Source organism: Mesorhizobium sp. M5C.F.Ca.IN.020.29.1.1 (assembly GCF_003997375.1).
GTDB classification, from domain to species: Bacteria; Pseudomonadota; Alphaproteobacteria; order Rhizobiales; family Rhizobiaceae; genus Mesorhizobium; species Mesorhizobium wenxiniae.
Genome location: NZ_RZSW01000277.1, coordinates 1 through 7883 on the forward strand (window position 1 = coordinate 1; position 7883 = coordinate 7883).

Annotated in this window: 9 protein-coding genes and 1 pseudogene; 5 read left to right on the top strand and 5 right to left on the bottom strand. The window is 61.2% G+C overall.

Features of this window, described 5'->3' with window-relative positions; all coding sequences use genetic code 11:
* Positions 1 to 515, bottom strand: a pseudogene (locus EOA85_RS20955) (glutamine synthetase); the annotation flags it as partial.
* A 149-nt stretch (positions 516 to 664) separates the two neighbouring features.
* Between EOA85_RS20955 and EOA85_RS20960 the strand changes: the two are divergent.
* The 5 genes from EOA85_RS20960 to EOA85_RS20980 all read left to right on the top strand — a co-directional run bounded on the left by EOA85_RS20960 (position 665) and on the right by EOA85_RS20980 (position 5158).
* Positions 665 to 1381, top strand: a complete 717-nt coding sequence (locus EOA85_RS20960; protein ID WP_127211013.1) for an HAD family hydrolase — start codon at positions 665 to 667, stop codon at positions 1379 to 1381.
* Between the two features lie 258 nt (positions 1382 to 1639).
* Positions 1640 to 2560: a metal ABC transporter substrate-binding protein gene (locus EOA85_RS20965; RefSeq protein ID WP_127211014.1), complete on the top strand. Its 921-nt coding sequence runs from the start codon at positions 1640 to 1642 to the stop codon at positions 2558 to 2560.
* Positions 2557 to 3462, top strand: coding sequence for a manganese/iron ABC transporter ATP-binding protein (locus EOA85_RS20970; protein ID WP_065010771.1), 906 nt, complete (start codon positions 2557 to 2559; stop codon positions 3460 to 3462). Before EOA85_RS20965 ends, EOA85_RS20970 begins: the two co-directional genes overlap by 4 nt.
* Complete coding sequence (gene sitC / locus EOA85_RS20975) at positions 3459 to 4316, top strand: iron/manganese ABC transporter permease subunit SitC (protein ID WP_127211015.1); 858 nt, start codon at positions 3459 to 3461, stop codon at positions 4314 to 4316. Before EOA85_RS20970 ends, sitC begins: the two co-directional genes overlap by 4 nt.
* The gene (locus tag EOA85_RS20980; RefSeq protein WP_029348430.1) at positions 4313 to 5158 is read left to right on the top strand and encodes a metal ABC transporter permease; all 846 of its coding nucleotides are present in this window, start codon (positions 4313 to 4315) and stop codon (positions 5156 to 5158) included. Before sitC ends, EOA85_RS20980 begins: the two co-directional genes overlap by 4 nt.
* 10 nt (positions 5159 to 5168) lie before the next feature.
* Here EOA85_RS20980 and EOA85_RS20985 read toward each other — a convergent pair whose 3' ends face one another.
* The 4 genes from EOA85_RS20985 to aceA form a co-directional block, all read right to left on the bottom strand.
* Complete coding sequence (locus EOA85_RS20985; RefSeq protein WP_029348428.1) at positions 5169 to 5612, bottom strand: Fur family transcriptional regulator; 444 nt, start codon at positions 5610 to 5612, stop codon at positions 5169 to 5171.
* 211 nt (positions 5613 to 5823) lie between these two features.
* Positions 5824 to 6213 carry a response regulator gene (locus EOA85_RS20990; protein WP_245485913.1) on the bottom strand — a complete coding sequence of 130 codons (390 nt, stop codon included), beginning with the start codon at positions 6211 to 6213 and terminating at the stop codon, positions 5824 to 5826.
* Between the two features lie 303 nt (positions 6214 to 6516).
* Positions 6517 to 6759 carry a hypothetical protein gene (locus tag EOA85_RS20995; RefSeq protein ID WP_029348426.1) on the bottom strand — a complete coding sequence of 81 codons (243 nt, stop codon included), beginning with the start codon at positions 6757 to 6759 and terminating at the stop codon, positions 6517 to 6519.
* A gap of 53 nt (positions 6760 to 6812) precedes the next feature.
* The coding region (aceA, locus tag EOA85_RS21000; protein ID WP_127211017.1) for an isocitrate lyase at positions 6813 to 7883 on the bottom strand (1071 nt) is incomplete at its 5' end.

Sequence of the window (7883 nt, forward strand, 5' to 3'; positions counted from 1 at the left end):
AGGTAGAACTCGATCTCGGGCGCCACCACCGGCTTGAGCCCGCGCTTGCCGTAAGCGTCAAGCACACGCTTCAGCACGTTGCGCGGCGTGAACTCGACCGAGCGACCGTCCTGGTGGACGAGGTCGCAGATGACCGCCGCCGTCGGGTCCTCTTCCCACGGCACCACGGTCAGTGTCGACAGGTCCGGCATTAGCTTGAGGTCGCCGTCGTCCTCCGGATAGTGAAAGCCGTTGCCGTCTTCCGGGTAGCCGCCGGAGATCGTCGTCATGAACACCGCCGAAGGCAGCGCCAGCGAGGTGTTGGAGGTAAACTTCTTCGACGGCATCATCTTGCCGCGCGCAACACCCGCCTGGTCGGGCGTGATGCATTCGATATCCTCAATGCCGCGCCACTCCAGCCAGGCGCCGACTTCCTTCCAGTTTTTCACACCACGTTGATTTTTCACGAAGGCAGGCGTGCGGATACGTCCTCCGCGGCTCGACGGACGGACTTCCTTTTTTGCAGGCGGCATCATTCACCAGATTGGGTTGCGGATTTGGGATTATAGCCGGCGGCGGCGAGGGAAGGGAAGGGGAGCGCGGTTGCGTTCGCCTGCGCAGTTGAAAACTGCTCTGGGCGGCTTAGGTTCGACGCAAGTTCAATGACCCCGGTTGAAGACGTCGAATGCAGAACAATCATGAATTGACCACGATCGGCTTCGATGCCGATGACACGCTCTGGCAGAACGAGCAGTTCTTCCGCATGACCGAAAAGCGCTTTGCCGCGCTGCTCGCCGATCATGCCGAGCAGGAGCACATCTCGGCAAGATTGCTGGAGGCCGAGAAGCGCAACCTCGCCGTCTACGGCTTCGGCATCAAGGGGTTTACCCTGTCGATGATCGAAACGGCAATCGAGATTACCGAGGGCCGCGCGCCGGCCTCGGTCATCGCCGAGATTCTTGCCGCGGGCCGCGAGATGCTTGGCCATCCGATCGAGGCGCTGCCTCATGCGCGCGAAACCGTGGAAAAGCTGGCAGATGCGTATCGCCTGGTGTTGATCACCAAGGGCGACCTCTTCGATCAGGAACGCAAGCTGGCGCAATCGGGCCTGGGTGACCTTTTCGATGCCGTCGAGATCGTCAGCGACAAGAGCCCCGCCACTTATATCAATATCTTCAGCCGCCACGGTGATGGCGCCGAAAGAAGCATGATGGTCGGCAATTCGCTCAAGTCGGACGTGGTGCCGGCCATCGAGGCCGGCAGTTGGGGTATCCACGTGCCGCATGAGCTCACCTGGGCGCTGGAAAATGTCGAGCCGCCGATCACCGCGCCTCGTTTCCGGCAGATAGCCGATCTCTCGGAATTGCCCCGGCTGATCGAAAGCATCGGGAAAGCCGGCTGATCGCGTGTCTCGCTGTCGAGCCGGACGTGCGCTGCAGCGCATCGACGCCGGACATCAGCGTGTCGCAGTCCTTGTTGTCCGCTCCGTCATAGGGCCGCGCTGTAGCCGACGCCAAATCGCGGCCGCATACAATCCACGACGTCAAGCCGTTTTCTACTTGCAAATCAGTCGCAATTGCAGAATATGCGAAAAGCGCGCGCCGCAGTCGCACAATGGCGGCCAGCGGCGAGACATTAAGAATCGCGACAGGAGAAATTGATGTTCGAGAGATACGGACGACGGGTTGTCGTTGGCTTGATGGCTGCGGTTTTCGCTGCGGCGGTGGCTTCAAGCCCAGCGAAAGCCCAGGAAAAATTCAAGGTGGTGACGACCTTCACAGTCATCGCCGACATGGCGAAGAACGTGGCGGGCGATGCAGCAATCGTGGAATCGATCACCAAGCCTGGAGCGGAGATCCACAATTACGCGCCGACGCCGGGCGATATTCAGCGGGCGCAAGGTGCACAGCTCATTCTGTGGAACGGGCTCAACCTCGAACTCTGGTTCGAAAAATTCTTCCAGAACCTCAGCGACGTGCCCGGCGCTATTGTCTCCGAGGGCGTCCAGCCGATGAGCATCGCCGAGGGACCCTATACGGGCAAACCGAACCCGCATGCCTGGATGTCGCCGGCAAACGCGCTGATCTACGTCGACAACATCCGCAACGCCTTCGTCGCGCACGATCCGGCGCATGCCGAGACCTACAAGGCCAATGCAGAAGCCTACAAGGCAAAGATAGAGGCGGCCGTCGCGCCGATCCGCGATAAGCTTGCCTCGATCCCGCAGGACAGGCGCTGGCTGGTGTCGAGCGAAGGCGCTTTCTCCTACCTCGCACGCGATTTCGGGCTGAAGGAGCTTTATTTGTGGCCGATCAACGCTGACCAGCAAGGCACCCCCCAGCAGGTTCGCAAGGTGATCGACGCCGTCAGGGAAAACAAGATCGTCGCCGTCTTCAGCGAAAGCACCGTGTCGGACAAGCCGGCCCGGCAGGTCGCGCGTGAGACAGGAGTGCATTACGGCGGCGTGCTCTACGTCGATTCTCTCAGCGAGGCGGACGGCCCGGTGCCGACCTATATCGACCTGCTGCGTGTGACATCGGATACGGTTCAGAAAGGCCTCGCCGCAGGGCTGTCGCAATGAACGAAGCCGTTCCGCCTCTTGCCCCCGCGTCCGAGGATGCGGGAGGCGGTCTCGCCGTCCGCGGCGCGACTGTCACCTACCGCAACGGCCACACGGCGCTGCGGGATGCGAGCTTTGAAATTCCGACAGGCACGATCACGGCGCTTGTCGGTGTCAACGGCTCGGGCAAGTCGACGCTGTTCAAAGCCATCATGGGCTTCGTGCGGGTGGCAAAGGGAGAGATTATTGTTCTCGGACAGCCGGCCGCGGCCGCACTGAGGAAGAACGTCGTCGCCTATGTGCCGCAGGCCGAGGAGGTCGACTGGAACTTTCCAGTACTGGTCGAGGACGTCGTCATGATGGGTCGCTACGGCCATATGGGCATGATGCGCCTTCCGAAGGCGGCTGATCGCGAGGCGGTTACGGCCGCGCTTGCGCGTGTCGGCATGAGCGATTTCCGCAAACGCCAGATCGGCGAGCTTTCGGGCGGGCAGAAAAAGCGCGTCTTTCTCGCTCGGGCGCTGGCGCAGGACGGGCGCGTCATCCTGCTCGACGAGCCCTTCACCGGCGTCGACGTCAGGACCGAGGACGCTATCATCGAACTACTGCGCGCGCTCCGGAACGAAGGCCGAGTGATGCTGGTCTCGACGCATAATCTGGGTAGCGTGCCGGAGTTCTGCGACCGTGCCGTGCTGCTCCGGAATACGGTCCTTGCCTACGGGCCGACAGGCCAGACCTTCACGCAGGCGAACCTGGAAAAGGCTTTCGGCGGCGTCTTGCGTCATTTCGTGCTGGGCGGCGCCGGGCTGCATGAGGACGACGACAGGCGCCGCCTTGCCGTCATCACCGACGACGAACGGCCACTGGTCTTCTACGGAGAGAACGGAGCCATGCAGCACAAGATGCGGGAACCGGACGAATGAGTGTCCTGCTCGAGCCGTTCGGCTACGAATATATGCTCAATGCCATGTGGGTGTCCGCCTTGGTCGGCGGTGTCTGCGCCTTCCTGTCCTGCTATCTGATGCTAAAAGGCTGGTCGCTGACCGGTGACGCGCTCTCGCATTCGATCGTGCCGGGCGTCGCTGGCGCCTATATGCTGGGCCTTCCCTTCTCGATCGGCGCCTTCTTCTCAGGCGGGCTAGCCGCTGCCGCGATGCTCTTCCTCAACCAGCGCACCAAGCTGAAGGAAGACGCCATCATCGGCCTGATCTTCTCCTCCTTCTTCGGCCTCGGCTTGTTCATGGTGTCGCTGTCACCGACCTCCGTGAATATTCAGACGATCGTGCTCGGCAACATCTTGGCCATTACCCCGGAAGACACGCTTCAGCTCGCCATCATAGGCTTCGTCTCGCTCGCCATCCTGCTGGTGAAATGGAAGGATCTGATGGTGGTTTTCTTCGACGAGAGCCATGCCCGCTCGATCGGCCTTAATCCGAGCGCGCTCAAGATCATGTTCTTCATGCTGCTATCGGCCTCCACGGTCGCCGCGCTTCAGACCGTCGGCGCCTTCCTCGTCATCTGCATGGTGGTGACTCCCGGCGCGACCGCCTATCTTCTGACGGACCGCTTTCCGCGCCTGCTCGTCATCGCGGTCGTCATCGGTGCGGCCACGAGTTTCAGCGGCGCCTATGCCAGTTATTTCCTCGACGGCGCCACTGGCGGCATCATAGTCGTGTTGCAGACGTTGATCTTTCTCGCCGCCTTCTTCTTCGCTCCCAAGCATGGAATGCTGGCAGCCCGCCGCCGCTCGGCGCGGGCCTTGGAGGCCAGCCTATGAGCATTCTCGATACGCTGCTTAGCCCCTTCCAGTTCGACTTCATGGTCAATGCCCTGATTGTTTCGGTTCTGGTCGCTATGCCGACGGCGCTGCTCTCCTGCTTTCTCGTTCTCAAGGGCTGGTCGCTGATGGGCGACGCCATCAGCCACGCCGTCTTTCCCGGCGTGGTCATCGCCTACATTGTCGGATTCCCCTATTCGATCGGCGCCTTCGCCGCCGGAATGGTCTGCGCTCTCGCCACCGGCTTCCTCAAGGACAACAGCCGCATCAAACAGGACACGATAATGGGCATCGTCTTCTCCGGCATGTTCGGTCTCGGCCTGGTGCTCTATGTAAAGATCCAGTCCGACGTGCATCTCGACCACATATTGTTCGGCGATGTGCTGGGCATCGGCTTGCGCGACATCGTCGAAACGGGGCTCATTGCTGCGATCACGGCCGGCATCATCGGGATCAAGTGGCGCGACTTCCTGCTGCACGCCTTCGACCCGGCTCAGGCTCGCGCGGTTGGTCTTCGGGTCAATCTGCTCCACTACGGCCTGCTTTGCCTGATCTCGCTCACTATCGTCGGCGCGCTGAAGGCGGTCGGCATAATCATGGCCATCGCCATGCTGATCGCGCCTGGCGCCATCGCCTTCCTGCTGACAAGGAAGTTTAGCGCCATGCTGATCCTGTCGGTCGCGATCGCGGTCGCCGCGTCGTTTCTCGGCGTCTATCTGTCCTTCTTCATCGACAGCGCACCGGCGCCGACCATCGTTCTCATGCTGTCCGCCGCCTTCATCGCGGCCTTCGCCGTCACCACACTTAGAGTGGGCCGAATGGAGATTGGAGAGGAACGCTAGAAACGGGCGGTCATTCTCCGGATTGACGAGAGCGTCGCGTTTTCTGGATCGGCTTTACGTAGATCTCCAGTCTGTGGCTGATGATCGTGAATCCGTGCTGTCGAGCGATTTCCTCTTGGAGCCGCTCGATCTCCGACGACTGGAATTCGACGACGTCTCCCGTCTCGATATTGATGAGATGATCGTGATGCTCACGGGGGACGGTTTCGTATCTGGCGCGCCGATCGCCAAAGGTGTGCCGCTCCAGAATGCCCTTCTCGCGCAGGAGGCTGACGGTGCGATAGACAGTGGCGAGCGCGATCGTCGGCTCGATGGCGACAACACGGCGATGGAGTTCCACCACATCCGGATGGTCGCTGGATTCGGATAGAACGCGCATGATGACGCGGCGCGGACCGGTGATGCGCAGTCCGAGTTTTCTGCAAAGCGCGGCGATGGTCTGTTCTGAGGACATGTCGTGATCCGCCGATATCGACAGCCATGTCGCGAAGTCGGAACATGCCTGCGGATTTGTTCGAAGGTGCTATCCCAGATGCGTCGCAATTGCAAAAGGAGACGTAGCGGGGCTCATTGTCAGGCGATACCGAGCGCTCGCATACTGACATAAATATCCAGATTCGATCGCAAGAAGCGAGGAAAGGCGTGTAAGCCGGATCGGACGTCGGCTAGCTGCGTGCGAGCCCGATCAAATGGTCGATCACTGGCTGCAGCCGTTCGGTCGTGATCGGTTTGACGACAACCGTATCGACGACGCTCGACAGGCCGAGGCTCTCCGGTGTGCCGTTCTTGGTCGAAAGCAGGATCACCGAGGGAAGCGACCTGCCCGAGGTGCGTCGCAGCGCGTCGATACCGGACATCAGCGCGTCGCAGTCCTTGTTGTCCGCTCCGCCATCGAGGACGACAGCTCCGGGAATGAGCGATCGCAAAGTCGTTGCTGCCGTTTCGGGCGATTCCGAGATCGGTTTGAGCCCGGATCGTTCGACGATTTTCGAAACCACCACCCGGTTGACCGGCGACTTTCCGACGACGAGCACACGGGTGAAGTCTGTGAGCATCTCCGGGTCCACGTTGCGGCTCACGAAAGTCAGGTGGTTTACAGTCTTGGTATCGCGATTCACGGGGCGCATGAGCGTAGCGGGCACTCGTCGGGTTTCAATGCAGGGTTGAAACTTAGAGACAATTGCCGTGAGATCTCTCCCTATGTCAAGCTGAAACGACGATATCCAGAATATCGCAAGAAACGTTAAAATTTAAAGCAAGTTCTGTTCTTGCGCAACTGATCGTGCAATCGCAGATCACCTGCGCAGAGACTGCGCAGGTGACGCCGGATCGATCGACAGGCTTTCGTCGGATTTCGGTCAGTCGAGGCTCCGCTGCGTGACGATCACCGGGATCAGCAGATCGCCCCAGTTGCCGTCGCCGCCATGGTGCCGTGCCGAGCGCACGAGCTCCACCGACACACCGGCCTCGACTGCCTTCATCACCGATTGGTTGAGCCTGTGCAGGTCGTTGGCCAGCATGCGGATGGTCGCCTGCTGGTCGACACTCATGGTGGTGGCCTGTTCTTCGGCCCGTTCCTTGACGCGACTGATCGATGCCATTGGTCTTCTCCCTTAGCCCTTTAGGGGCGTTTCCTCTGTCTGTTGCGTTCCTGCTATTCTGCGGCCGGCTTGAACTGGGCGTGCTCGGTCGATTCATGCATGGCCGTGGTCGAGGACCGGCCACCGGTGATTGCCATCGACACGGCGTCGAAATAGCCGGTCCCGACTTCGCGCTGGTGCTTGGTCGCGGTGTAGCCGTGGGCTTCCGCCGCGAACTCCGCTTCCTGCAACTCGGAATAGGCCGCCATCTGCCGTGCCTTGTAGCCGCGGGCGAGTTCGAACATGCCGAAATTGAGCTGGTGAAAACCGGCTAGCGTGATGAACTGGAACTTGTAGCCCATGGCGCCGAGTTCCCGCTGAAACCTGGCGATCGTGGCGTCGTCGAGGTTCTTCTTCCAGTTGAAGGACGGCGAGCAATTATAGGCGAGAAGCTTGCCGGGATGGTGCCTGTGCACGCCCTCGGCGAATTTTTTGGCCTGCGCCAGATCGGGCTTGGAGGTTTCGCACCAGATCAGGTCGGCGTAAGGCGCGTAGGCGATGGCCCGCGCGATGCACGGCTCGATGCCGTTCCTGACGTAGTAGAAGCCTTCCACCGTGCGGCCGGCGCCATAGTCGACGAACGGCTGGTCGCGCTCGTCGATGTCGGAGGTGAGCAGCTTTGCCGCTTCCGCGTCGGTGCGCGCGACGACCAGCGTCGGAGTGCCCATGACGTCGGCAGCAAGTCGCGCGGCGTTGAGGTTGCGGATGTGTGCGGCGGTCGGGATCAGCACCTTGCCGCCGAGATGGCCGCATTTCTTCTCCGACGCCAGCTGGTCCTCGTAGTGGACGCCGGCGGCACCCGCCTCGATGAAGGCCTTCATGATCTCGAAGGCATTGAGCGGTCCGCCGAAGCCGGCTTCCGCATCGGCGACAATAGGCGCGAACCATGTGTCGACCGAAAGCCCCTTGCCTTCGGAGGTCTCGATCTGGTCGGCGCGCTGCAGGGTGCGGTTGATGCGCTTGACCAGTTCGGGCGCCGCATTGGCGGGATAAAGCGACTGGTCCGGATACATGGCGGATGCGGTGTTGGCGTCGGCGGCGACCTGCCATCCAGACAGGTAGATCGCCTTCAGCCCGGCCCGGAC

Excerpts from the sequence above, each read along its gene's own strand:
- EOA85_RS20960 (WP_127211013.1), top strand. The coding sequence starts at position 665 with ATGCAGAACAATCATGAATTGACCACGATCGGCTTCGATGCCGATGAC.
- EOA85_RS20965 (WP_127211014.1), top strand. The coding sequence starts at position 1,640 with ATGTTCGAGAGATACGGACGACGGGTTGTCGTTGGCTTGATGGCTGCG.
- EOA85_RS20970 (WP_065010771.1), top strand. The coding sequence starts at position 2,557 with ATGAACGAAGCCGTTCCGCCTCTTGCCCCCGCGTCCGAGGATGCGGGA.
- sitC (WP_127211015.1), top strand. The coding sequence starts at position 3,459 with ATGAGTGTCCTGCTCGAGCCGTTCGGCTACGAATATATGCTCAATGCC.
- EOA85_RS20980 (WP_029348430.1), top strand. The coding sequence starts at position 4,313 with ATGAGCATTCTCGATACGCTGCTTAGCCCCTTCCAGTTCGACTTCATG.
- EOA85_RS20985 (WP_029348428.1), bottom strand. The coding sequence starts at position 5,612 with ATGTCCTCAGAACAGACCATCGCCGCGCTTTGCAGAAAACTCGGACTG.
- EOA85_RS20990 (WP_245485913.1), bottom strand. The coding sequence starts at position 6,213 with ATGCTCACAGACTTCACCCGTGTGCTCGTCGTCGGAAAGTCGCCGGTC.
- EOA85_RS20995 (WP_029348426.1), bottom strand. The coding sequence starts at position 6,759 with ATGGCATCGATCAGTCGCGTCAAGGAACGGGCCGAAGAACAGGCCACC.